This is a genomic window from Nonomuraea fuscirosea, assembly GCF_003001935.1.
GTDB lineage: Bacteria > Actinomycetota > Actinomycetes > Streptosporangiales > Streptosporangiaceae > Nonomuraea > Nonomuraea fuscirosea.
The window spans coordinates 186028-208337 of sequence record NZ_PVNG01000008.1; the positions used below are offsets into that span (position 1 = coordinate 186028).

The window sequence follows — 22310 nt, forward strand, 5'->3', positions numbered from 1 at the left end:
ACCCCGTGCCTGTCGGGGCTGGCGGGCATGATGGTCAACTATGCCAGCGAGCCGCCCGCCCGATCCCCGGCCGTCCAACGCCGGGCTTCCGGACGATGCCGTTCTGACCCAGTTCGGCAACATACTCAACCCAGGATTCTGCATCTTTCCCTTCCGGAGTCAGCTCCGGATAGGAGAGAAGGGCCTGTCCCTCACGATCGGTGAGCGAAGCGTCAAGGAGATGGTTGACTTGATGTATCGCGGCCGACGGAGCGCGAGCATGCATGACGGGGTCCGGCACACGACGGCCGGCGAACTGCGAGCGGCAGGCTTCCTGATTGTCCTAGATGGGGGCAAAAGAAACCCTGACCATGTGTCTGTCTGCCTGGACGGGGATACTGATTGGACCGACGATGAGAGTGCACGTTTCAGTGAGTGTTTCGGCCAACCAGTCTGGATGGAGGACGGCGATGCGTGAGCTGGTAAGTCTCCAGTTCGGCGCGAAGCCCTGGCAGCCCTCCGAGACCTCCAGGGTCATCGCGGTGTACGACAAGCATGACCGGCCGACCTGTGGGCTCATCGACCAGCAGGGGCGCACGTTCCTCTTCGACTGCATCGAGGGCCACGCCTGGGACGTCAACGTCTGGGCCTACGTCGAGGTCACCGAAGACCAGGTCGAGAAGCTGACGGCAGCCGAGGGCGCGGAGTTCGCCACGACAGTCGACCGGACCCTCAAAGGCGTGCCGCTGGTAGCGGCTCTCGCCGTGGGCGACCGCCTGGAGATGGCCCACGTCCTGGGTCCCCTGGAACCAGGATCGAACCTCTACCCCAACATCATGGAAGCCGTGCTGGCGAAGATCGAGCGCGGCACCGACGCGGCTGAGACGCTGCGCAAAGTCCAGCCTGTCAGTTGATCGCACCCGTAACGCCAAGGGCCTCGCCGAGGTGGGCATTTCGTTGTGCGTAGGCGAACGCCCGTACCCCGCTGCGCCGCGTCGGATGAGATCACGCAGGCCGCTGCTGGCTTCTCTGGTGACCGCGCCTCCTACGTCATCGGGCCGGTTCTGCGTGTGGACGGCGGCGTGTACGCCTGATCCCGGTACGCCCGGTTCTCTAGCTGGAGATGGGTGTCGTGGGTTGGATGACGCGGCTCAGCAGGGTCATGAGCTGGCGTAGTTCGCTTTCCGACAGCACCCCCAGCGGGGTCTTCTCCAGCGTCGTCCTGAGCAGCTCGGCGCGGACCTCGCGGCCCTTGGGGGTCATGACCAGGACGCGGGAGCGGCGGTCGGACGGGTCCACGGCGCGTTCCACCAGGCCCCGTTCGGTGAGCTGGTTGGTGATGAAGGTCAGGTTGGGGGCGTTGCAGTAGAGCCGCTCGGCCATCACCTTCATGGACGGCGGCGGTTCGTCCGGGTCGATGGCCCACAGCGCCTGGAACGTCGCCGGCGTCAGCCGGTGCCCGGCCAGGGCCTCCATGATCAGCGCGTTGGTGCGCATCCAGATCTCGTAGGTCGCCGTGACCACTGCGGTGAGCTCGTGCGCGGTCATGCCGCCATCCTACGACGTTTCGAGTATCGAAGTATCGTGCTAGCTTTTGCTTCGAGGCTCGAAACAATGGAGGTTCGGATGAGAGACGACTATCGAGGCGTCACCGCGCTCGTCACCGGCGCGTCCAAGGGGCTGGGGCGGGCGTACGCGCTGGAGCTGGCCCGCCGGGGCGCGCGGGTGATCCTGCTGGCCCGCTCGGAAGCGGACCTGCGCGAGCTCGCCGCCCAGATCGACGAGGCGCACGGCAGGCAGGACACCGAGGTGATCGTCGGCGACCTCACCGCCCAGGACGGCCCCGAGCGGATCGTACGGGAGCTGCACGACCGCGGCCTGACCGTCGACCTGCTGCTCAACAACGCCGGCATGGGCAGCGCGGGCCCGTTCCTCACCCGCCCGCTCCAGCCGCAGCTGAACTCCGTCAGCCTGAACGTCAGCGGCCTGCTCGCGCTGACCCACGCGATCGGGGCCGAGCTGGTCGCCCGCGGCTCAGGCGGCATCATCAACGTGTCGTCCACCGCGGCCTTCCAGCCCCTGCCCTACCAGGCCAGTTACGCCGCGACGAAGGCGTTCGTGCTCTCCTTCAGCGAGGCGCTGGCCGAAGAGCTGCGCGGCACCGGGGTGCACGTCATGGCCGCGCACCCCGGCGCGATCGCGACCGGCTTCTTCGACGGCACCTCCGCCACGATCGACTCCCGGGTGGCCGACACGCCGGAAGGCATCGCGGCCCGTACGCTGGACGACTACGCCAGGCGGCGCGCGGTCTCCTACCCGGGCCGGGCCGTGACCAGGGCCATGACCTGGCCCGCGCGCCTGCTGCCGCGCACCGCCGTGGTGCGGCTCGCCGCCGCGCTCAACCGCCGGATGCGCCTGCACGAGACCGTCGACCTCGTCTGACCGGCTGCTCACGGTCGCCGCCGATCGGCGAACGGGCGGCGATCAGCGAGACGATCAGCGCGTACGCGCAGAGCAGGACGAGCCCGGCCCACCACGGCAGCGGGAAATACCCGGCCGACGGCGCGTAGTGCTGCGTCACCTGCGGATACTCCACCAGCGTCTGCTGGACCGCGAACCCGGCCGCCGGCGTCAGCCGCAGCAGCCAGTCGGAGACCGTGTCGGGCAGCAGCGGGAACGCCGTGATCAGGTACGGCAGGGCGATCAGTGACACGCCGGCGACGATCGCCGTCCACCCGCGACGCAACCGCACGCCGAGCCCGTACGCGACGACGGCGCAGAGGGCGAGCACCGCCGCGAGACCGGCGACCACCCGGACGCCGGTCAGCACCGGCAGCGGCGGCACCACGATGCCGTTGCCCTTCATGCCCGCCAGGCCGGTGGGCAGGACGACCCCGACCGCGACCAGCCCGGTGGCGAAGACGGCCCCCGCGACGACCAGCGCCCGGATCAGGATCACCCGCCGCGACGCCGCCGAGCCGTGGCGGTCGGTCGGCTCGTCGGCGGTGCGGGTGTCGGGGGGGTCGGTCGGCTCGTCGGCCGTGCGGGTGCCGTAGCGGCCCCTCAGTTCGCCGGTCGTGCGGGTGCCGTAGCGGGCGGCCATGACGACCAGGATGATCAGGGCGATCGGCAGGCCGGGCAGTGTGTTGTCGACGGCCCGCGTGACGTCCTCGCTGACCGGCCCGATGTCGCCGGTGCCGCTGATCCTGATCACGCCGTCCTTCAGCACGGCCCCCGACGCGTTGTGGTGCTTCTCCCAGTCGGTGTGGTTCATGGAGCCGACCGCGTCGCTGTCCCATGTTCCGGCGGCGCCGCCCTCGACGGTGACGTGGTCGAAGACGCCCACCGCCTGGGTGAACCTGACCTCCTCGATCGCCCCGCCGAGTCCGGTCTCACGCAGCGTGAGGTCGCCGGGGGAGGCGGCGAAGAGGCCGACCCGCACGGTGTCCGGCAGCCCGTCGAGCGTCGCGGTCGCGACGGTGTGCCACCGGTTGCCGTCGGTGGACTCGGCGCCGGTGATCACGTCGCCGGAACGCGTCAGCCGCAGCCAGCGGGGCGAGCGGGCCGAGACGCCGCCGGGGCCGCCGGCGACGTCGTTCCGGTAGTCGTGCTGGAAGCGCACGCCGTGGCGGCCGGTCATCATCAGCGCCGCGTACCGCGAGCCCTGCCGCGTGCCGTCCTTGACGATGATCCCGGCCTTCGCCCACGGCACCAGCCCGGGCACGATCCGGTCGTGTTTCGGCGGCGGGTACGTGATCGTCCCCGTCATCGAGGTCATCCGCACGGTGATCGAGCCCTCGCGGCCCAGGTCACGATGGAGGAACCAGAACGTGTCACTGACCACGGACCCGTCGGCGGCGACGGGCACGGCCGGGCAGGCTCCAGGGCAGGACGAACGGTTGTTCAGCGCGAGCAGCAGCCCCAGCGCGACGACGGTGACGGCCGCGCAGGCCAGGGCGATCAGCCGCCCCGGGCGGCGGAACGCGGTCCATTCCCGCCGGAGCAGTTCGGTGGTCGACATGCGGTCGGTTGTACGGCCGCGCGCGTAACACGGCCCGAACCGGCCCCGTCATGCTGCTGTTAGGTTCCCCAGGGCATGCTGGCAGCATGGTCGGGCCGCGCAGTGGGACCGTGGGCGCACGGTTCACGATGTTGTACGCCGTTGTGTTCCTCCTGTCGGGCGTCGGGCTGCTGGCCCTGGCCTTCGTGCTCTCCGGCGGCAGCCTGACCGAGACCGCCCCGGCCGGCTCGGCCGGAGCTCCGCCAGGCCAGGGTGGCCTCACCGCGGCACACCAGCGCATCAGGGAGCTGGAGGGAGAGCTGGCCGCGGTGCACACGCAGCAGTCCCGGCAACTGCTGGTCGGCTCGCTGCTCGCGCTGATCGTGATGGCCGCCGTCTCGGTGCTGCTCGGCCGGGTGCTGGCCAGGCGCGTCCTGCGGCCGCTGCGGCTGATCACGGCCGTCACCCGGCGCATCTCCGCCGACAACCTGGATCGCCGCCTGGCCGTCACCGGCCCGGCGGACGAGGTGAAGGACCTCGCCGACACCATCGACGAACTGCTCGGACGGCTGGAGGCGTCGTTCACCGCGCAACGGCGCTTCGTCGCGAACGCCTCCCACGAGTTGCGTACGCCGCTGGCGACGATCCGGGCCTCGCTGGACGTCGCGATCGCCAAGCCCGATCCGGCTCCCTCGACGGTGGCGCTCGCGGCCCGCGTACGCCGGCAGCTCGACCGGCTCGACCACCTGCTCGACGGCTTCCTCGTGCTGGCCAGGGCGCAGCACGGCCCGCCGGCCGACACCGCGCCGGTCGACCTCGGCGACCTCGTCGACGCCGCGCTGCGGGAGAGGTCGGCGGACGTCGGGCGCAAGGAGCTGAGCGTCTCGGTGGACGTGCCGCGGGAGACGGCGGTCGTGGGCAGCCCGGCGCTGCTGGCGCGGCTGGTCGGCAACGTCGTCGACAACGCCGTGACCCACAACGAGAGCGGCGGCTGGATCGGGATCACCGGATCCGTGGACTCGCGGGAGACGGTGCTCGTCGTCGAGACCGGCGGACCCGTGTTCGACCAGCGGGAGGTGGACCGGCTGGCGCGGCCCTTCGAACGGCTCGGCGGCGAACGTACCGGCTCCTCCGGCCTGGGCCTGTCGATCGTGGCCGCCGTGGCCGCGGCCCACGGGGGCCGGCTCGACCTGCTGGCCCGGCCGGAGGGCGGCCTGCGCGTCTCGGTCACCCTGCCGATCGCTGGAGCGCCGATCGCTGGAGCGCCGGTCGCTGGAGCGCCGGTCGCGAAGGCGCCGGTCGGGGCATCATGAGGATTCTCGTGGTCGAGGACGACGACGCCCTCGCCGAGGTCGTCGCGGAAGGGCTGCGCGACCAGGGGATGGCCGTCGACCTGGCGTACGACGGGCTCACCGCCGCCGCGAAGGCGGACCTCACCGCGTACGACGTGGTGGTCCTGGACCGGGACCTGCCCGGGCTGCACGGCGACATCCTGTGCCGGCTGCTCACCGAACGGGTGGAGCGGCCGATGGTGCTGATGCTGACCGCGGCCGGCGCGCCCGGCGACCGGGTCAGCGGGCTCACCCTGGGCGCGGACGACTATCTCGCCAAGCCCTTCCACTTTCCCGAGCTGATCCTGCGCATCAGGGCGCTGGCCCGCCGCCGCCCGGACGCGCGGCCCCGGACCCTGCACGTGGCCGGGATCGTGCTGGATCCGGTAGGCCGTACCGTCGTCCGCGACGGGCGGCAGCTCGACCTCTCGGTGAAGGAGTTCGCCGTGCTGGAGGCGCTGCTGCGGGCGAGCCCGGGCTTCCTGAGTGCGGAGACCCTGCTGGAACGGGTGTGGGACGAGAACGCCGACAGCTTCACCAACACCGTCACGGTCACGGTCGGCCGCCTGCGCCGCAAACTCGGCGACCCACCGGCGATCACGACGGCCCGAGGAGTCGGCTACCGCATCGCCTGATCACCTCGCGTCGGTTCCGGGCGCGATGTACGGCTTGCGGCGGCGGTTCCTTCAGCACGGTCGCGTACGGGAAAGTCGGGCGCGGTGCCGAACCTGCGGTCGTGCGGATGCATCCAAAAGGGATGATGATCCGCAAACGCACCCCACGTGCCACCACCCCGCGGGTCGAGGTGACGCGCCTTCCCGACGACGTCGTGGCGCTCATCGACGCCCTGGAGCCCGGTGCGGAGATCATCCTCACCCGTGACGGCGCGTCGATCGCGACGGTCTCCAGCACGATCGACGTGGTCGAGGGCGCCGTCGTCGATCGTGCGGCCCCGGACGACGAGCCCGGCGAGCAGGCGCCGCCCGACTACGACGGCGTGACGGTCGTGGTCACCGCCATGGAGCTGTCGAAGGCGGCCAGGCTCGCGCTGTCCACCCAGCTCGGGGCCGACTACGTGGTCCTCGACCTGCACGCGGCCCCGGCCACGGCCGATGTGCTGCTGGTGCCCGCCGGCAGCCCGCAGCTGATCGCGGCGCTGCGGTCGAGCTTTCCGCGGGCGCGGGTCGTCGTCACCGAGATCGAGGATCCCGAACTCGGGGTCCGGTACCACGGACCGGTACGCCGGCTGCTCGACGCCGGCGCCGACGCGTATCTTCCTCCGGCGACCCTTCCGCTGCTGGCCAGGCAGCTCGACCACACCCTGAACCAGGGACGCGAGCTGGCCGCCGGCTCCGCCACGCCGCTGCAGATCGGGCCGGCGCCGGACGCGGATTGATCGCCGTGCTGCTCGGCACCGGACGCGGAACGAGCGTCGTGCGGCTCGGGGCGGTTCCGGAATGATCGCGGTGCTATGCGGGGCAGTTCCGGGGGTCGACGTGCTTGGCGGTGCCGGTGACGGTGACCTCGGCGCGGCCCTGGGGTGTCGCGGCGGCGGCCGTACAGACGATCTGCTCGACCGCCCGCTTGGACAGCTCGCCGGCTCTCGCTGACAGGGTCACCACGACGCGGCCGTTCGGGCCGGTGATCACCGAGAACGGGTCGGCTTCGAGCGGGATGTCGGTGGTGAGGCCGCGCGCCTGTTCCGCGGCGGTGGGCCCCGCCGCCAGCAGCGCGAGCGTGTCCGCCTGGGAGAGCCGGCGACCGGGTCGCGTCACCGGGCTGAGGCGACCCTTCTTCACCAGGTAGAGGGTGACCGGCCGGGCCGGTACGACGGCTCCGCTGGGCGGAGGACCGACGGGGATGACGTCGCTCGGCCGCACCCCACAGCCGGCCAGGGCGACGAGCGGCACGAGGCTGGCGGCGAGCACACGGCAGGCAAACCCTCTCCTCACTCGGAACCTCCCACGTCGATCCGCCCATCCGGGCCGTCCGCCGGTCGTGGCGGGCGTCCGGTCCGCTCGTCCGGGCCGGTCGCCCGTCGTGGCGAGAGTCTGGACCGCTCGTCCGGGCCGGTCGCCGGCTGTGGCGGGCGTCCGGTCCGTTCGTCGAGGTCGGGTGCCTGGCGGGGGAGGCGCAAGGTGAAGAGGGCGCCGCCGTCCGGGGCGTTGGCGACGGTGAGGTCGCCCCCGTGCAGGCGCGCGTTCTCCCGTGCGATGGCCAGGCCGAGACCGCTGCCCTCCGACCTGGCCCTGGTCGCGCTGGCCTTGTAGAACCGGTCGAACACGTGCGGCAGCACCGCTTCGTCCAGCCCGGGTCCGTGGTCGCGCACCTCGACGGTGACCCAGGACGGGTCGGTGCGCAGCCGCACCGACACCGGCGGCTCGCCGTGCCGCAGGGCGTTGCCGACCAGGTTGGCGAGGATGACGTCCACCCGGCGCGGGTCCAGCCGGGCCGTCACCCCCGAGGCGAGCTCGGTCCGCACCGACTCCGACCAGCCCCGGGCGCGCAGGGTCGCGCGGACCAGCTCGGCCATGTCGATCTCGTTCAGCGCGAGGGCCGCGACGCCGGAGTCGAACCTGCTGATCTCGATCAGGTCGTTCACCAGCCCGGTGAGGTTGAGCGTCTCCTGGCTGACCAGCCTGGCGGCCCGGCCGGCCGGCTCGGGCAGCCCGGCCGCCTCCTCGTCGAGGACGTCGGCGACGGCGGCGAGCGCGGCCAGCGGCGTGCGCAGCTCGTGGGACACGTCGGCCACGAACCGGCGGGCATCGGCCTCCATCTCACGCAACTGCGCGACGTGCCGTTCCAGCTCCGCCGCGGTGTGGTTGAACGTACGCGCCACGTCGGCCAGCTCGTCGGAGCCGCGGACCTCGATCCTGGTGCGCAGCTCGCCCTCGCCCAGCAGGCGGGCCGCCCGGCCGAGCTCGCGCACCGGACGCAGCACGCCACGGGTGGCCAGCGAGGCGAGCAGGACCGCGAACGCCAGCGCCGCCCCGCCGGTGAGCCAGGCGTACGTGGCGAGTTCGTCGATGCTGCGCTGCTCGGGAAGCAGGCTGAGCGCGGTGTAGACCTCGATGCCGGACACGCGCGGCGCCCGGTCCGCCTCGGCGTCGGCGATCAGCAGCGGCGCGCCGATGATCAGAACGGGCTGCCCGTGCCACACCAGGCGTTTCCACGCCATCTGGCCGCCGGCCACCGTCTGCCGCAGCCCGGCCGGGATCATCGAAAGATCGGCGACCGGCGCGTCCGGCGGCATGGCCGGCCGCCGCCGGAGCTCTGGCGATCCGTCCTCGACCGGGCCGTCCTGGACCGAGCTGTCTTGGGTCGGGCCGTCTTGGAGCCGGGGGCCCTGGGTCGGCTCGTCCTGGGGCGGCTCATCCTGGGCCGGGTCGTCCCCGAGCGGGTCGTTCTGGGGCCGGCGGTCCTGGGACTGGTGGTCCGGTGGTGGGTGGGCGGGTCGCAGCATGGATGGTGCGTGCATGTCGTGATAGACGGCGACCGTGAAGGTGTTGCCCTCGGTCATGGCGCGGGCGATCTCGTCCAGCTCGGCCTGCCCCGGCGTCGCGGTGCGCAACGGGTAGAGCGCTTCCAGCCGGCTCCGCATCGCCTCCACCGCGGCGTCCTGGGCCCGTTGCAGGATGTCGTTGCGGGCGTTGACGTAGCTCCCGCCGGCCACGGCAGCCGCGGTGACCACGCACAGCAGCGCGAACGCGAACAGCAGCCGGGCGCGCAACCCCAGGCTCGGCCGTGCTCTCACGGGCCGCTCACACCGGCCCGAACCGGTAGCCGAACCCCCGCACGGTCTGCACGTAGACGGGCGCCGTCGAGTCGTCCTCGATCTTCGCGCGCAACCGCTGCACGCAGGCGTCCACCAGGCGGGAGTCGCCGAAGTAGTCCTGCTCCCACACCGACTCCAGCAGCTGCTGGCGGCTGTGCACCCGGCCGGGCGTGCCGGACAGTTCGAGCAGCAGCCGCAGCTCGGTCGGGGCGAGGCTGACCGGCTCGCCGCGGTTGGTCACCACCAGCCCGGCCCGGTCGATGGTCAGATCCCGGTGGCGCTCCAGCTCCGCCTGGTCCCGGCCGATCCGCCTGAGCACCGCGCGGATGCGCGCCTCCAGCACCCTGGGCTGCACCGGCTTGACCACGTAGTCGTCGGCGCCCGCCTCCAGCCCGGCCACCACGTCCATGTCGTCGCCGCGCGCGGTCAGCATGATGATCGGCACCTCGCCGATGGCCCGGATGCGCCGGCAGACCTCGAACCCGTCCATGCCGGGCAACATCAGATCGAGCACGACGACGTCGGGAACGTCCGCACGCAGCCGGTCGAGCCCCAGCTCGCCGGACTCCACCGCGCGCACCCGGTGCCCGTGCCGGCTCAGGGCCAGCTCAAGGCCCTCACGCACGGCCGGGTCGTCCTCGATCAGCAACACTCGCGACACGCCGCCGAGTTTCACCACACGCTCCGTAACTCGTCCGCCGGTCAACCCCCGTCCATTGTCGGCCGGCCGTGTCTCCGCCTCGTCCGCGCGATGTCATGGTCGTGTCACGGCCCCGTCATGCCCGGTCGCGGCCGCGCGAGCGGGCCATGACGGCGGCCCATGACGGTGGCCGCCGTCGAGAAACGGTGACATGCGGCGGACGGCGCGCGCACATTCGCCACCAATCGTAATCGGCATGGACGAACCCCGCATGATTCCCCCGCGGCCCCGAGATCGGGTGTATGCCGTGGTCACGCTGGTGCTCGCCGTGCTGCTGCTGCCCGCCGCGCTCGTTCGCGACGCGGGCCGCGCCCGCGAAGTGGCCTGCCGCTGGGCGTTGCGGCTGCGCTTCCCCGCCGAGGATCTGACCGGGCTCACCGCCGGCGCCCTGGCGGCGTTCACGGCGGCGCGCACCGAGGCGCTCTGGCGTCACGGCCAGCTCATCGGCCTCACCTCGGGCTACCGCGATCCCGCCGCCCAGCAGCGGCTCTTCGACGAGGAGGTACGCCGCTCCGGCTCGACCGCCTCGGCCCGCATGATCGTGCTGCCGCCGGCGTTGTCACCGCACGTCAGGGGCCTCGCCCTGGACGTACGCCCGCACGAGGGCGCGCGCTGGCTGGAGGAGCACGGCGGCCGCTACGACCTCTACCGCGTCTATGACAACGAGTGGTGGCACTTCGAGTACCTTCCCGGCCGCGGCGGCACTCCGCCACCCCGGTTGCCGCACCCCGGCGTGATCAGCGGGCCGCTCTGAGCACTCCGGAATCTAGCGCCGCTAGCGCGAATGTCGTAGCTATGCTAGCTTCGTTCCTGTTCCTAGCAGCGCTAGATATTGGAGACGTTCATGCTCACCGTCATCGCCTACGGCCTTGCCATCGCGCTCAACCTCATGATCCTTTTCATCGGCCTGCGCTTCCTGTTCACGCCGGTGGCCGCGGCCACGGGGTACGGTGTCCCGGCCAAGGACGACCGCGCCTATCTGACCATCAAGGGTGTGCGTGACGGCACGTACGGGCTGGTCGGCCTGGCCCTGCTGATTTTCGTCGGGGCCTACGCCGAAGCCTGGTTCATGCTCGTCGTGGCCCTCGCGCCGCTGGCCGACACCGTGATCGTGCTGCGTAACGGCGGCACCAAGGCGGTGGCGTTCGGCATCCACTTCGCGACCGCCGTGCTCGTCCTGATCAGCGCCGCCCTGCTCTTCGCTCTCTGACCCCGTGACCCGGTGATCCCGCCGGTATCGGTTGAGCGAGGCAGCGGCTGCTGTTACCTTCGCACGGTGGACGACAGGCGTGCACGAGCGGAGGCGATCGAGAGCTTCGCGGCGACTCTGCGGGAGTTGCGCAACGCGGTCGGCAACCCACCTTTTCGTGAGATGTCCGGCAAGTCAGGGGCGATCTCCCACACGACGCTGCACGAGGCCACGAAAGGCAACCGGCTCCCGAGCTGGGAGACCACCGTCGAGTTCGTCAAGGCCTGCGACGCCGACCCGGCCGCGTACCGGGACCGTTGGGAGACGGCGAACCGTACGGTCAGATCCGTGAGCACCGGGGATCCCGCGACGCGCGCCCCGGCGGCCCCTCCGTCCGGTGAGCTCGCGGCCTCCGCCGCGGGCGGCCAGGACCTTCGCGCCGCACACCTCGCCACCGGGTCGCCGGCGACCCGGCCGACGGGCGAGACCCAGGCCCCCGCCTTCCCGCCGTCGCCGCCCGGCCACACGAACCACGTGCCGCTGAGGGACACGCAGCCGCCGTCCGGCCACGCGGGCGACGTACCCCCGCCATCCGGTCACACGAACGACGCACCGCCGCCCTCCGGCCACGCGGGCGACGGGCAGCAGTCGCCGCCCGCGCCGGGGAGCCGGGGGCGGCGATGGCTGACCCGCCCGGTCGCGCTCGCGACGGCGGCCGTCGTCGTCGCCGGGGCGGCCGCCGTCGTCGTGACCATCGTCAACAGCGGCTCCGAGCCGGCCGGACGCGCCCCGGGCCCGACCGGCGGCGCGTCGCCCGCCGCGCTGACGCCGGCCGACTGCCCCGTGCGCTCGACCAACCCGCCCTGGGCCCCGCCGCTGCACGAGGACGACAAAGCGGAGTTCATCACCGATGTCACGCTCTCCGACTGCACGCGCGTCGGCGCCGGCCAGACCATGACCAAGGTGTGGCGGCTGAAGAACGCCGGCTCGGTGGCGTGGAAGGGATATTCGCTGCGCCGCCTCGACCATCCCACGCAGCAGGCCGACCAGTGCCAGACCATTACCGACGTGCCGATCAAGGACACGATGCCGGGCGAGATCGTCGACATTCAGACCGTCGTCACCACGCCCAAGAAACCGGGCCTGTGTTACGTGCGCTTCAAGATGGTGGACTCCTCGGGAGAGGTCGTGTTCCCCGGCAACCGGCCGATCAATTTCCAGCTCATCGTCGCCGGAAGCTGAAATTCCCCGCCGTGCGGCACACGACGGGGAATTTCAGGCGCCGGGACGACCCCGGCGATCAGGAACCGATGGCGATTCCCGTGTAGTAGTTCCGCAGGATGCGCGCGTAGTTCCAGCCCGCGTTCGCCTTGTCGCGCGAGCCCTTCTGCGACATCCAGTCACCGTCGGTCCAGTTGCCGCACGCCGTCGTCGTGGAGCAGTACTGGGCCCGGAAGATCTTCCCGCTCCTGGTCAGCCGCATGCCCCAGGTGGCGTCCACCGCGGCGCTGGTCGACGCCCTGGCCGAGCCGGGCTTGTAGACCTGGCTGGAGGTGTGGTCGTAGACGTCGAAGCACCGGCCGTCCGGCGTCTTGCGGTTGGAGTGCAGCGCCCAGTACCAGCCGAAGTTCTTCACCGCCATCGCCCCGGCCTTGAGCGACTCGGCCGGCCAGCTCGCCACCCATTCATTGGGCAGGACGTCCTTGACGTAGCTCTTGAACTCCACCCGCTCCACGCGATCGAGCGACTTGCGGTAGACGAGGATCGTCGTGGGCAGCCGGGTGTCCGTGCCGTCGGTCTTGCATCCGGTCGGCGACCCTGAGGTCACGAACTGGTGCGAGGCGTTCTGGTTTTTCAGGCCGGACTTCAGGTTGGCTTTGGCGCCGGGGGCGAAGTCCTGGTAGGCGCCGCTGTAGCCGCTGTTGAAGTAGACGCGGACGGTTTTGCCGCTGCGGTTCCAGGCGGAGGCGGCGGCGTTCTTGATGCATTTGCCTTTGCCGTTGCCGGGGCCTTTGTAGTCGTAGCAGGTGGGCTGGGTGGTGTTGTAGTTGGGGACCGAGGTGGTGAAGTCGGAGAGCGATCCCTGGGTGTTGCTGTTGAAGTAGTAGCAGAACTCGCCGCTCTGGCAGACGCCGTCACGGGCAGCGGCCGAGGCGGGCGCCCCGGCGGCGAGTAACGTCCCGCCGAGCGCCGCCGCGACGCTCGCCGCGCCGAGCCGCGAGATCAGCCGTGCCGTTCGTGCAGACACGAGGAGTCTTCCTTCCGTCCGGAGGTCCAGGGTGGTCAGCGGCAGTGCCGAAGCGGCGCCGAGAGGGTGCCTGAGGCGGCGCTCCGGCACTGCCGAGGCCGTGTCATCGCACGGAGTAGCCCTGGGAGTTCCAGAACGAGGTCGGGTTCGGGTTCTCCAGGCGCGAGTCGCCGACGCTCTTGGCCGCCCGCGTCTGCCGGCCCGGGCGCATCTCCACGTGGGTGTGGGCGGCGCCCTTGCTCGACACGCCGTGCCACGACTCCTTGGCGATGACCTGGCCCTTGCGGATCGTCTGGCCCACGCGCAGCGAGGACAGCGGGGCGGAGTGCAGGTAGATGACCGTCTTGTTCAGCGAGGAGTTGTAGACGGCGATCGTGGACAGCCCCGACCGGCCGGTGCTGCCGCGCGCGACGTTGATCAGCTGGCCCGCCGTCAGGGCGTAGACGTTCGCCCCCACGCCCCTGGCGATGTCGATGCCCTCGTGCCGTCCCGCGGTGTTCTTGTAGCCGTCGAAACCGCAGGTGATCGTGCCGCTGGCCGAGTAGAGCGAGGTCGACATGGCCTTGCGCGACCCGGACCCGGAACCGGACCCCGGGCCGAACTCGTGCGAGGCGTTCTGGTTCTTCAGGCCGGACTTCAGGTTGGCTTTGGCGCCGGGGGCGAAGTCCTGGTAGGCGCCGCTGTAGCCGCTGTTGAAGTAGACGCGGACGGTTTTGCCGCTGCGGTTCCAGGCGGAGGCGGCGGCGTTCTTGATGCATTTGCCTTTGCCGTTGCCGGGGCCTTTGTAGTCATAACAGGTGGGCTGGGTGGTGTTGTAGTTGGGGACCGAGGTGGTGAAGTCGGAGAGCGATCCCTGGGTGTTGCTGTTGAAGTAGTAGCAGAACTCGCCGCTCTGGCAGACGCCGTCACGGGCGGCCGCCGACGCCGGCGCCGCGGTGGCGAGCAGCGAGCCGCCGAGCGCCACCGTGGCGGTCGTCGCGGTGAGGATCTTGGTGAGCATGGTCATGCTGTTCTCCTGTCTGCGGAGTTCGTCGTGCGAAGGGTGGTGAAGGTTCGGGTGTCGAAGCGGAGCACGGGGGGTCAGCGGCGCCGGCGCTCCTCCCAGGTGCGGATGGTCACCTTCGGGCCGTCGTCGGGCGCGCGGCCGGCCAGGCCGTTCAGGCCGAGGTAGTAGTCACCGACCTGGTGTTGCGCCTGCCCGGACAGGCTGGTGTCGCTGATGGCGACGGCGTGGATGTGCCACGGCCAGTCGTCCTGCTCGGGGTTGCGCACCCAGGCCGCGAAGCCGGCCAGGCGCAGCGCGCGGACGGCCGCGGTCCGGTCGGCGGCGCTCATCCCCTTGACCGAGATGTCCACGACGCCCCCGCCGTCGTGGGTGCCGGCCGAGGTGGGATCGCCGCCCGGGTTGTACGAGCCCTGATCCAGCTTGAGGTCCCGCTTGAACAGCCGCTTCGCCTCGGCCAGCATGTCCCGCGTACGGGCGTTGACGACGAAGCGGCCGAGGGACACCCGGGGCCCCGGATCGAGCACTCCGGTCACCTTGAAGCGGCCGGCCCCCAGCTTGCTGAGCGACATCTTGCCCGGCAGGCCGTTGGCGTCCAGTCCGGACAGGCCGAGGGACTTCTGGTACTTGCCGTAGGCGGCCACCGTGGTGGTGCCGAAGTAGCCGTCGACCCATTTCGCGTCCAGGAGTTTCCGGTCGCGCAGCGCCTGCTCGACGAGGAGCACGCCGGCCTTGGCGCCAGGGGTGAGCGTGTCGTCCGGCCGCCGCGGGTCGATCTGGGCCGCCTTGACGGTGGCCTCCATGTTCACGCTCGGAAGGCCCCGGAACTCGGCCGCCTGCGCCGCCGACGCCCCGAACGTGCCACTCAGCGAAGCGATCAGGACGCTCGGCATGAGGGCGGCGGCGTATGCGGGCAACTTCATCATCACTCCTGGTGCGAAAGGCTGAGGCGGTGCCGGTGCGGCGGAGTCCAACGTTGGCGGACCGCCTCGCGTGTCCGCCAGGAGATCGGTGTTGTCAGCCTGTTCGACGAACTCCCCTTACGGGCATAAGCGCAGGTGGCCGGCATTTCCCCGGCGGACGTGACGCCTTCGGACACGACGCGTCTGACACCCGCGGGCCCGGCGGACCGGGCGGTAGCAGCCGTCCTGGCGGTCCGACGGCGGGGCTAGGATGCCGCGCATGCAGCGCCCCCTCGCCCACGTGTCGGCCGTCGGCCTGCTCGTCGTCGTCTGGCTCGGTCTCATGGGCGGCATCGCGCTCGTCTGGCAGGACGGCGCCGCCCCCTTCGAGATCTTCGCGGGCGCGTTCTGGAGCCTGGTCTGGTTCTTCTGGCTCGCCCGGATCTGGCTGGGCGGTCCGATGGCGATCGGGCTGATGCGCAAGGCGCTGTTCGGCCTCTGCCCGATCCTGATCTTCGCCACCGGGCTGGCCATCGGGATCGGCGGCGGCGAGGTGTATCCGTCGCAACTGGTCGCCTTCGCGGTCGCGGTGTGCGGGATCTTCGCCGGGGTGCTGCTCATGCGCGGCGAGGTCCAGCGGTGGAGCCTGGCCACGGTCGCGGTACGGGTGGTCCGCCAGCCGCCCGACGGGACAGCCTTCGACCTGCGTTCCGCCGCGCTCCGGCAGAGCAGGGGCAAGTTCGGCTGCCTGATGATCGTGGTCACTGTGCTCATGCTGCTCGTGGTCGGCGCCATCGGTGCGACGTTGCCGGCGGACCGGGGAACGGACGCCCCGGACTATATCGCCTTCATGGTAGGCGTGGTGCTGGTGGTGCTTGCCGGAATTGCCGGATACGTCTGGATCGATGTCCGGGCCAGGGCGATGGGCGTCCTGACCGTCACCGATCGGCGCCTCGACGAGCATCCGTGGTCCAGGGTCCGTTCGGTGGCGCTGTCGTACAAGGGCGAGGCCAAGGTCGTGAACGGGGTCCGCCGGCACCGGTCGGCCCGGCTCGATCTGTCCCTCTACGATGAGCCGGACGCGCGCCGCCTCCGGCTGCCCGACGACGCCGCCCTGCACGGCTCGATCGCGGCGGCGCTGGCGGCGCACAGCCCCGAAGGGGTCTTCCGCGGCTGGGTTTCGCGAACTGGTTCCACGACATCCGGTCAGGTAAGTAGTTGACGCCTCGTCGGACCCGCCGGGCGAGGACGCGCAGGTAGTGAGCGGGCGGCGGACGCGGGGCGGAGCGCCGCACCCGTCCGCCGGGGTGCTGTGAGCGGAGTGACGGAACTACACACAGTTGACTAACGCGACTTAAGCGGAATACTGGTCACCCGATTGGGCCGTCGTTCTAGTGAGACGAGGATTCCCATGTCGTCGTTCGGCCTCGCGCTGCCTCCGGCAGAGCCGTATCAGGCACAGCCGTATCAGGCGGAGCCACGCCAGGCGGAGCCGTATCAGGCGAAGCCGCACCGGGCAGAGCCGCACCAGGCTGCCGGCGACGCGGACGACCCGGACGACGCGGAAAGGCACGCGCCAGATCGGCGCGGCTCCGACCGGCCACCGGACGGGACCGGCACTCCCCGCTAGCGCACCCTTTCGCGGTGGTCGACAGATCCCGACGACTCCCCCCGACCCCAGGATTTTCATGCCGCCAGACTCCTTCAGCGTCCCGACGGTGATCGGCATCGCCGTCCTCGTGCTCGCCCTCGCGGGCGTCCTGATCCTCTACCTGCGCGTACGCGGCCAGCTCGCCCAGGCCCGCGGGCAACTCGCGCAGAACCGTCAGGTACAGGACCACCTGACCCGAGAGTCCAGTGCCTGGAGCCAGCGCCTGCTCCAGGCGGAGCGCAAGGTCCAGGAGCACGCGGACCAGGTGCGCGACGCCCGCGCCCAGCACGACCTCGTCCGCGCCGAGACCGATCATCTGATCAACAAGCGGATCCCCGCCCTGCTGTCCCACCTGCGCGCCCCGCACGTGATCGTGCCCGGCATGCAGAACCAGGCGCTCGCCGGCACCGACGTCGACCGGCAGCACCGCGCCGTACTCGACGCCGTCACCCGTGGCATCCGCGACGAGGCCGAGCGCATCGACGAGAGCGCCCAGGCCGTCATCAGAGGCGCCATGTCGCGCGTGCAGAGCCAGGCCCTGCGGGCCCAGGACCTGCTCGCCGGCGTGCAGCAGCGCTACAGCGGCGACGAGCACACCGCGCTGCTGCGCGAGGTGCTCGGACTCGACATGTTCAACGAACTGATCATCCGCCGGATGCAGGTCACCGGCATCGCCTGCGGCGCCACCCCCGGCCTGTCGCGTGACGACACCTACCTGGTGGACCTGGTGGTGGGCGCCGTCTCGCGGGTGGAGAACTTCGAGCTGCGCATCGACGGCCCGGCCAATCACCTGCGCCGCCGGATCGGCGTCGCCGCCCGCGCCGCCGAGTCGATCCTGTTCATCACCGCCGAGCTGCTGGCCAACGCGGTGCACCACTCCCACGGCACGCTCAAGGTGACCATCGCCGTGCACGAGACCAACAACGGCGCCGCCATCGTCATCGACGACGCCGGCGTCGGCCTCAACGAGGACCAGTACGCCCGCGCGAGCCGCCTGCTCAGCGGCAACCACCCGGTCCGCCTGGTCGACCTGGGCAACCCGCCCCGCACCGGGTGGGCGGCCATCGGCCGTCAGGTCGCGCACTACGGGATGCAGGTCACGGTCAAGAAGAGCGCCTTCGGCGGCGTGCAGGCCGTGCTGAACATCCCCGGCGCGCTGCTGGTGGAGATGCCGGAGGACAGCCGGCCCTCGGTGCTCGCGCCCGAGCCGGTGCGCGCGGTCGCCCCGACCGTCGCCACGGCCATCCGCCGGGATCCCATCCCCGCCTCCATGGCCGCCCGGCCGGAGCCGGTGTCCGTGCCGACCGCCCGGCGCGAGCCGGCGGCGGCCCCCCGGGTCGAGCCGGTCGCCCCGGCGCCCCGTCCCGAGCCGGTCGCCCCGGCGCCCCGTCCCGAGCCGGTCGCCTCCGCCGCACGGCCGGAACCGGCCGCCTCTTCCGCGCGGCCCCAGCCCGTCACGGCGCCCCTGCAGCGGACGGCGGAGGAACTCGCGCCGCTGCCGCAGCGCCGCCGCCAGCAGCCGCGTGACACCAGCCCCCCGCCGGCCCCCGCGGGCGGCGGCTCCGGCGGTACGGGCGGCAGGTTGCTCACCACCCCGGAAGAGGCCCAGAAACGATGGGGTGACTTCCAGGTCGGAGCCGAAGCGGGCCGCCGCGAAGCGCTCCCCACCGAGCAGCACGACGCAACCGAAGGGAAATGACCGTTCCATGGACGCTCACAGCGCTTCCGGCCGGGTCCAGGCCAAGGGTCGCCCGTTGCCCCTCGACGTGTCCTGGGTCCTTTCACCCCTGCTCGCGCTGCCCGGTGTCGCCAGCGGCGTGGTGCTGAGCCGGGACGGGCTGATCCTCGGCGGCTCGGCCAACGTGACCACCGAGAGCGGCGAGCGGGCCGCCGCCATGACCAGCTCCGTGCTCGGGGCCGCGCGCGCCCTGTGCGCGGGCCTCAGCAACGGCGCCGACGACGAGGTGGTGGACATCGTCATCTCCGCCGGCAGCGGCTACTACTACGTCGCCCCGGCCGGCGACCGCGCCGCCATCGTGGTCGCCGCCACCGGCGGCGTCAACATCGGCACGCTCGCGTACGAGGTGCAGCTCCAGGTACAGAAACTGATCAAGGCTCTCGACGAGGCCAGTGCGGCCAGGACGCCAGGCGTCCGGGCATGACCTCCGGACGACAACGGCGGCGGGTCGTTCCGGACTACATGGCCGCCGCGCGACTGACCGTACCCGAGAACGTCCACGTCGAGCGCACGACTCTGGTCTACATCGCGCCCGACGCCGCCACCAACGGGCTCGACCCCCCGGGATCGCATCTGCTGACCCTGCTGCGGGACGGGCCCCTGTCGGTGTACGAGTGCGCCGCGCACTTGGGCCTGCCGTACTGCGTGGTGCGGTTGCTGGTCGCCGGGCTGGTCGGAAGCGGAACGCTGCTGACCCGCGATCCGCCGGCCACCGACCTGCCCGACATTGAGATCTTGGAGTTGGTGCTCAGTGGCCTCCGCGCTCTCTGAAAGCCGTATCAGTACTGAACACATACCGGTCAAACTGGTCATCGCCGGGCCGTTCGGCGTGGGCAAGACGACCCTGGTGGACGCTCTCTCGGAGATCAAGCCCCTCAACACCGAGGAGGTGCTCACCCAGGCGGGCACGCTGGTGGACGACCTGACCGGGGTGAACGAGAAGACGACCACGACCACCGCGATCGACTTCGGCCGCCTCACCATGCCCGGGGTGGTGCTGTACCTGTTCGGCGCGCCGGGACAGACCCGCTTCCAGGTCCTGTGGAACGAGCTGGTCCGCGGCGCGCTGGGGGTCCTGGTGCTGGCCGACACCCGCAGGATCGACGACAGCTTCGCCGTCCTCGACCTGGTGGAGAGCGCCGGCCTGCGCTACGCGGTGGCCGTCAACCACTTCCCCGACTCGCCGGACTACCCGCCGGACGCCCTGCGCCAGGCGCTCGACCTGCACGCGAGCACGCCGCTGGTGGTGTGCGACGCCCGCGACCCCGTCTCCGCCCGCGCCTCGCTGATCGCGCTGGTGGAGCACATCAAGGAGCTGGTGCTGTCATGACCATGCGCTACATGCCCGACGCGGGCCGCCTCTACGGTCCCGAGTACGCCAGGGACCCGCAGGCCGTCTACGCGGAGCTGCGCAAGCGGCACGGCGCGGTCGCGCCCGTGGAGATCGCCCCCGGCATCGAGGCGCACCTGGTGATCGGCTACCAGGCCGCGCTCGACGTGCTCACCAACGTCGGCGGCGTCTGGATCAAGAACGGCACCGCCTGGCAGGCGCGGGTCCCCGACACCCCCGAGGCCGCGGGACCCGTCGCCATGCTCGGCTACCGGCCGAACGCGCTGATGTCCGACGGAGCCGAGCACGCCCGGTTCCGCAAGGTGATCTCCGACTGCTTCGACCTGGTCCAGCCGCACAAGCTGCGCCAGATGGTGATCGAGGTGTCGGACTCGCTGATCAGCCAGTTCGCCGCGAAGGGCGAGGCGTGCCTGGTCTCCGAGTTCGCCCAGCCCATCCCGGCGCGCATCTTCAACGCGCTCTTCGGCCGGCCGGACTCCGACAGCGCCGGGCTGATCCAGGCCATGGCGGACCTGATGGAGGCCGACGGCGAGCGGGGCAAGCGGGGCAGCGACGCGTTCAGCCGCTACATCGGCGAGCTGGTCCAGTCCAAGCACGCGCAGCGGGGCGACGACCTGACATCCTGGTTCATCGACCATCCGGCCGCGCTCCAGCCCAACGAGCTGGCCGAGACGCTCGTGCTCGTGATGGCCGCCGCGTACGAGCCCACGGCCAACCTGATCTCCAACACGATCTCCCGGATGGTCAGCGACGACCGCTACTACAGCTCGCTCTCCAACGGGGCGCTCGGCACGTACGACGCCCTGATGGAAGCCCTGCGCGCCGAGCCGGCCATGTCGAACTACGGGCCCTATTTCGTCCGTCAGCCCGTGCACTTCCACGGGACGTGGATCCAGCCGGCCGAGCTGGTCCTCGTCTCCTACGCCGCGGCCAACACCGAGCCCACCAACGTGCCCGAGGAGCTGCGTTCCGACGGCGGCGCGTACCTGGGCTTCGGCGCCGGGCCGCACCGCTGCCCGGCCAGCGACCCGGCCATGATCATCGCGATGACCGCGATCGAACGCCTGACCTCGCACCTGTGTGACCTCGAACTGACCGTGCCGCGCGAGGAGCTCTCGTGGCGGCCCGGCCCGTTCCACCGCGCGCTGGCCCATCTGCCGGTGCGTTTCACCCCCATTCGACCTGATCAGCCAGGAGAATCCCCTTGGGCAGTTCAGCCCCCGTCGTCCTCGACCCCTTCGGCACCGACCTACCAGGGGAGGTCCGGCGACTACGCGACCTCGGCCCCCTGGTCCTCGTAGAGCTCGCCGGAGGCATCCCCGCCTGGGCGGTAACCCGGCACGACCTGCTCAAGCAGCTCATCCTCGATCCACGGGTGAGCAAGGACAAGCGGCACTGGGGGCAGCTGGACCGTGCGCTCACCACGCCGGGCTGGTCCTGGATCATCACCTGGATCGGCGTGTCCAACATGCTGAGCGCGTACGGCGACGAACACCGCCGGCTGCGCAAGCTGATCGCCCCCAGCTTCACCGCGCGGCGCAGCAAGGCCATGCAGCCGATCGTCGAGCAGATCGTCGCCGAGCTGCTGGACGCGATGGCCGCGCAGCCGCCCGGTCAGCCCGTGGACCTGCGCGCGGCGTACGCCCACCCGCTGCCGATGCGGGTGATCTGTGAGCTGTTCGGCGTTCCCGCGCACATGCGGGAGGAGATGGCCCAGGTCATGGAGGCCATCATGGACACCACGGCCACCCCTGAGCAGGCGGCGGCCACCGCTGCCAAGATCGGCACGGTGCTGCCCGCCCTGGTCGCCTACAAGCGCGAGCACCAGGGCGACGACCTGACCACCGAGCTGATCAACGTCCGTGACAGCGGTGACTCGCTCAGCGAGACCGAGCTCTGCGACACCCTGCTGCTGCTGATCGCGGCCGGGCACGAGACCACGGTCAACCTGATCGGCAACGCCGTGCACGCCCTGCTCACCCATCCGGACCACCTGCGCCGGGTGCTGGCGGGGGAGATCTCCTGGGACGCGGTGATCGAGGAGACGCTGCGCTGGGCGCCGTCGATCGCCAACCTGCCGCTGCGCTTCGCCATCGAGCCGATCGAGATCGGCGGCGTCCGGATCGAGGCGGGCGACGCGATCATCACCAGCTACATGGCGGCCGGGCACGACCCCGACCAGCACGGCGCGGACGCCGACCGGTTCGACCCGACCAGGGACTTCGCCGAGCACCTGGCCTTCGGCATCGGCGTGCACCGCTGCATCGGGGCTCCGCTGGCCCGCCAGGAGGCGCTGACCGCCCTGCCCGCGCTGTTCGCCCGGTTCCCTGAGCTGGGGCTGGCCGTGGAGGCGAGCGAGGTCGGGCACGTGCCGTCGTTCATCGCGCACGGGTGGAGCACCCTGCCGCTCACGCTGCACCGCTGATCCGCGCAGACGGGCGTC

At 71.3% G+C, this 22310-nt stretch carries 23 protein-coding genes; 15 read left to right on the forward strand and 8 right to left on the reverse strand.

From position 1 onward, the window contains the following. Positions 1 to 449: 449 nt before the first annotated feature. The gene (locus B0I32_RS20035) at positions 450 to 893 is read left to right on the forward strand and encodes a hypothetical protein (RefSeq protein ID WP_106241451.1); all 444 of its coding nucleotides are present in this window, start codon (positions 450 to 452) and stop codon (positions 891 to 893) included. Positions 894 to 1092: 199 nt separating this feature from the next. On the opposite strand, the gene B0I32_RS20040 is transcribed toward B0I32_RS20035, so the two are convergent. Next, the gene (locus B0I32_RS20040) at positions 1093 to 1527 is read right to left on the reverse strand and encodes a MarR family winged helix-turn-helix transcriptional regulator (RefSeq protein ID WP_106241454.1); all 435 of its coding nucleotides are present in this window, start codon (positions 1525 to 1527) and stop codon (positions 1093 to 1095) included. Positions 1528 to 1605: 78 nt separating this feature from the next. Here B0I32_RS20040 and B0I32_RS20045 point away from each other — a divergent pair, with 78 nt between their 5' ends. Continuing rightward, positions 1606 to 2421 carry an SDR family NAD(P)-dependent oxidoreductase gene (locus B0I32_RS20045; protein WP_106241457.1) on the forward strand — a complete coding sequence of 272 codons (816 nt, stop codon included), beginning with the start codon at positions 1606 to 1608 and terminating at the stop codon, positions 2419 to 2421. Here the strand turns inward: B0I32_RS20045 and B0I32_RS20050 are convergent. Further along, entirely contained in the window at positions 2378 to 4000 is a 1623-nt protein-coding gene (locus B0I32_RS20050; RefSeq protein ID WP_106241460.1) for a hypothetical protein, read from the reverse strand. The genes B0I32_RS20045 and B0I32_RS20050 overlap by 44 nt on opposite strands. A gap of 128 nt (positions 4001 to 4128) precedes the next feature. Here B0I32_RS20050 and B0I32_RS20055 point away from each other — a divergent pair, with 128 nt between their 5' ends. The 3 genes from B0I32_RS20055 to B0I32_RS20065 all read left to right on the forward strand — a co-directional run bounded on the left by B0I32_RS20055 (position 4129) and on the right by B0I32_RS20065 (position 6706). Beyond that, entirely contained in the window at positions 4129 to 5292 is a 1164-nt protein-coding gene (locus tag B0I32_RS20055; RefSeq protein WP_245955923.1) for a sensor histidine kinase, read from the forward strand. Next, on the forward strand, positions 5289 to 5945 hold the full coding sequence (locus B0I32_RS20060) for a response regulator transcription factor (RefSeq protein ID WP_181307566.1): 657 nt from the start codon (positions 5289 to 5291) through the stop codon (positions 5943 to 5945). Before B0I32_RS20055 ends, B0I32_RS20060 begins: the two co-directional genes overlap by 4 nt. A gap of 122 nt (positions 5946 to 6067) precedes the next feature. After that, positions 6068 to 6706, forward strand: a complete 639-nt coding sequence (locus B0I32_RS20065) for a hypothetical protein (protein ID WP_245955924.1) — start codon at positions 6068 to 6070, stop codon at positions 6704 to 6706. A gap of 73 nt (positions 6707 to 6779) precedes the next feature. Here B0I32_RS20065 and B0I32_RS20070 read toward each other — a convergent pair whose 3' ends face one another. The 3 genes from B0I32_RS20070 to B0I32_RS20080 are packed head-to-tail and all read right to left on the reverse strand — an operon-like array spanning position 6780 to position 9746. Beyond that, a complete protein-coding gene (locus tag B0I32_RS20070; protein WP_146178233.1) occupies positions 6780 to 7262 on the reverse strand; it encodes a GerMN domain-containing protein in 483 nt (160 codons plus the stop codon). Next, positions 7259 to 9064 (reverse strand): sensor histidine kinase, encoded by a 1806-nt coding sequence (locus B0I32_RS20075; protein ID WP_245955925.1) that lies wholly within the window; start codon positions 9062 to 9064, stop codon positions 7259 to 7261. Before B0I32_RS20075 ends, B0I32_RS20070 begins: the two co-directional genes overlap by 4 nt. 7 nt (positions 9065 to 9071) lie before the next feature. Further along, positions 9072 to 9746, reverse strand: coding sequence for a response regulator transcription factor (locus B0I32_RS20080; protein WP_181307568.1), 675 nt, complete (start codon positions 9744 to 9746; stop codon positions 9072 to 9074). A gap of 235 nt (positions 9747 to 9981) precedes the next feature. Between B0I32_RS20080 and vanY-N the strand changes: the two genes are divergently transcribed. The 3 genes from vanY-N to B0I32_RS20095 all read left to right on the forward strand — a co-directional run bounded on the left by vanY-N (position 9982) and on the right by B0I32_RS20095 (position 12216). Continuing rightward, positions 9982 to 10539: a D,D-peptidase/D,D-carboxypeptidase VanY-N gene (vanY-N, locus tag B0I32_RS20085; protein ID WP_106241470.1), complete on the forward strand. Its 558-nt coding sequence runs from the start codon at positions 9982 to 9984 to the stop codon at positions 10537 to 10539. Between the two features lie 90 nt (positions 10540 to 10629). Continuing rightward, positions 10630 to 10995, forward strand: a complete 366-nt coding sequence (locus B0I32_RS20090) for a DUF4267 domain-containing protein (protein WP_106241472.1) — start codon at positions 10630 to 10632, stop codon at positions 10993 to 10995. A gap of 66 nt (positions 10996 to 11061) precedes the next feature. Then, a complete protein-coding gene (locus tag B0I32_RS20095; RefSeq protein ID WP_146178234.1) occupies positions 11062 to 12216 on the forward strand; it encodes an NBR1-Ig-like domain-containing protein in 1155 nt (384 codons plus the stop codon). Positions 12217 to 12274: 58 nt separating this feature from the next. Here B0I32_RS20095 and B0I32_RS20100 read toward each other — a convergent pair whose 3' ends face one another. The 3 genes from B0I32_RS20100 to B0I32_RS20110 form a co-directional block, all read right to left on the reverse strand. Next, a complete protein-coding gene (locus B0I32_RS20100) occupies positions 12275 to 13222 on the reverse strand; it encodes a SpoIID/LytB domain-containing protein (RefSeq protein ID WP_146178235.1) in 948 nt (315 codons plus the stop codon). Positions 13223 to 13325: 103 nt separating this feature from the next. Then, positions 13326 to 14228 carry a peptidase inhibitor family I36 protein gene (locus B0I32_RS20105; RefSeq protein WP_219911904.1) on the reverse strand — a complete coding sequence of 301 codons (903 nt, stop codon included), beginning with the start codon at positions 14226 to 14228 and terminating at the stop codon, positions 13326 to 13328. Between the two features lie 74 nt (positions 14229 to 14302). Further along, a complete protein-coding gene (locus B0I32_RS20110; protein WP_106241481.1) occupies positions 14303 to 15148 on the reverse strand; it encodes a peptidoglycan-binding protein in 846 nt (281 codons plus the stop codon). A 259-nt stretch (positions 15149 to 15407) separates the two neighbouring features. On the opposite strand from B0I32_RS20110, the gene B0I32_RS20115 reads away from it, so the two are divergent. The 7 genes from B0I32_RS20115 (at position 15408) to B0I32_RS20145 (ending at position 22292) form a co-directional block, all read left to right on the forward strand. Beyond that, the gene (locus B0I32_RS20115) at positions 15408 to 16349 is read left to right on the forward strand and encodes a hypothetical protein (RefSeq protein WP_106241484.1); all 942 of its coding nucleotides are present in this window, start codon (positions 15408 to 15410) and stop codon (positions 16347 to 16349) included. Positions 16350 to 16815: 466 nt separating this feature from the next. Further along, positions 16816 to 18477 (forward strand): histidine kinase, encoded by a 1662-nt coding sequence (locus B0I32_RS20120; RefSeq protein WP_106241486.1) that lies wholly within the window; start codon positions 16816 to 16818, stop codon positions 18475 to 18477. Positions 18478 to 18484: 7 nt separating this feature from the next. Beyond that, the gene (locus B0I32_RS20125) at positions 18485 to 18940 is read left to right on the forward strand and encodes a roadblock/LC7 domain-containing protein (RefSeq protein ID WP_106241488.1); all 456 of its coding nucleotides are present in this window, start codon (positions 18485 to 18487) and stop codon (positions 18938 to 18940) included. Beyond that, positions 18937 to 19287: a DUF742 domain-containing protein gene (locus tag B0I32_RS20130; protein WP_106241491.1), complete on the forward strand. Its 351-nt coding sequence runs from the start codon at positions 18937 to 18939 to the stop codon at positions 19285 to 19287. The genes B0I32_RS20125 and B0I32_RS20130 overlap by 4 nt, the downstream gene beginning before the upstream one ends. Continuing rightward, positions 19268 to 19846 carry a GTP-binding protein gene (locus tag B0I32_RS20135; RefSeq protein WP_106241493.1) on the forward strand — a complete coding sequence of 193 codons (579 nt, stop codon included), beginning with the start codon at positions 19268 to 19270 and terminating at the stop codon, positions 19844 to 19846. Before B0I32_RS20130 ends, B0I32_RS20135 begins: the two co-directional genes overlap by 20 nt. Continuing rightward, positions 19843 to 21168 (forward strand): cytochrome P450 family protein, encoded by a 1326-nt coding sequence (locus B0I32_RS20140; protein ID WP_181307570.1) that lies wholly within the window; start codon positions 19843 to 19845, stop codon positions 21166 to 21168. The genes B0I32_RS20135 and B0I32_RS20140 overlap by 4 nt, the downstream gene beginning before the upstream one ends. Beyond that, positions 21072 to 22292: a cytochrome P450 family protein gene (locus B0I32_RS20145; protein WP_106241496.1), complete on the forward strand. Its 1221-nt coding sequence runs from the start codon at positions 21072 to 21074 to the stop codon at positions 22290 to 22292. Before B0I32_RS20140 ends, B0I32_RS20145 begins: the two co-directional genes overlap by 97 nt. The last annotated feature ends 18 nt before the right edge of the window (positions 22293 to 22310 follow it).